The 1,649-nt window shown below is 37.2% G+C and carries 2 protein-coding genes; one reads left to right on the top strand and one right to left on the bottom strand.

The features are described from left to right. On the top strand, positions 1-1,245 hold a 1,245-nt coding region (gene glmM / locus AACY61_RS13450), incomplete at its 5' end, for a phosphoglucosamine mutase (protein ID WP_339612094.1). A gap of 4 nt (positions 1,246-1,249) precedes the next feature. Here the strand turns inward: glmM and AACY61_RS13445 are convergent. Beyond that, positions 1,250-1,649 (bottom strand): lysophospholipid acyltransferase family protein (locus tag AACY61_RS13445; RefSeq protein WP_339612092.1); only part of this gene is annotated, 400 nt, incomplete at its 5' end.

The following is a 1,649-nucleotide window of genomic DNA, read 5'->3' as shown; positions in this document are numbered from 1 at the left end:
TATCGGGTTGTTGTGGGACGTGATGCCAGAATTTCAGGTGAGATGGTTCAGGAACTTGTAATGCAAACGCTTGTTGGTTTAGGCATTCATGTCATTGATTTAGGACTTTCGACCACTCCAACTGTAGAAATAGCTGTAACTGAAGAACGTGCTGACGGAGGCATCATTTTAACCGCGAGCCATAACCCTAAGCAATGGAATGCACTTAAGCTTCTTAACAGTAAGGGCGAGTTTTTAGACGATGCTGAAGGAAAAAAAATCCTTGAAATTGCCGACTCAGAACAATTTCTTTATTCTGAAGTAGATTGTCTTGGCGAAATCACTAAAAATGATGCATATATTGATATTCATATAGATAAAGTATTAGATTTATCACTTGTAAATAAAAAAGCTATTAAAGCAGCAAACTTTAAAGTAGTGGTTGATGCTGTAAATTCAACAGGAGGTATTGCAATTCCGCTACTATTGAATAGATTGGGTGTTCATACAGTAAAATTATACTGCACCCCAAACGGTGAATTTCCTCACAATCCTGAACCGCTCAAAGAACATCTAGGTGAAATTTCAAAACTTGTAGTAGATGAAAAGGCTGATTTAGGAATTGTAGTTGATCCGGATGTTGATCGTTTAGCGCTGATTTCCGAAAACGGTGAAATGTTTGGAGAAGAATACACTTTAGTTGCTTGTGCTGATTATGTATTAAGAAATACACCGGGCAATACTGTTTCAAATATGTCTTCCTCAAGAGCAGTGCGTGATGTGACCGAAAAACATGGTGGAAGTTATCAAGCCAGTGCGGTAGGAGAAGTTAATGTTGTTAAACTAATGAAAGCAACCCAAGCCATCATAGGAGGTGAAGGAAACGGAGGTGTTATTTACCCTGAGTCGCATTATGGGAGAGACGCACTGGTAGGAGTTGCATTATTTTTAAGCCATTTGGCAGAACAAAAGTTAAGGGTGAGTGAATTAAGAGCTTCTTATCCTTCTTATTTTATGAGTAAGAAAAAAATTGAACTCACACCCGGGCTCGATGTAGATGGTATCCTTCAGCAACTTCAAGAAAACTATGCTTTAGAAAACATCACAACGATTGATGGTATGAAAATCGATTTTCCTGAAAACTGGGTGCATTTAAGAAAGTCAAATACAGAACCCATTATAAGAATTTATACTGAGGCTAAAAGCCAGACTGAAGCAGATGAGTTGGCTGAACGATTTATTAGTGAAATAAGGTCTTTAAGTTAAATCTTTAGTTTTTTTTATGTTTCCACCTTTTGTGGGTCCAAAGATAATATTCAGGAGCTTCAAGTATTTGTTGTTCCACACGTTTTATAAACATATCTGATATTTGATAGTCAGGGACATCCTTTACATTTTCCGACAAAACTTCAAAGGTAGCCTGATAAAACCCTCTTTTAACTTTTTTTACTTTCAAAAAAATAACATTCATATCAAAACGCTTTGCTAAAACTTCAGCACCTGTATGAATAGGCACTAAATGGCCCATAAATGGAGCCCAATGAAAAGCCTTCAAGGCTTTTGGAGATTGATCGCTTGCAAAACCATACACGCTCAGTTGCCCTTCTTCAGCATTTTTTTTGATAACTTCTGAGGCTTCTTTGGTCGTGATCAGGTAGGCTTTAAATTTT

Source organism: uncultured Planktosalinus sp. (genome assembly GCF_963973675.1).
Lineage (GTDB): Bacteria > Bacteroidota > Bacteroidia > Flavobacteriales > Flavobacteriaceae > Planktosalinus.
Note: the sequence above shows the minus strand (reverse complement) of the source record. Positions and strands in the feature narration are given on the sequence as shown.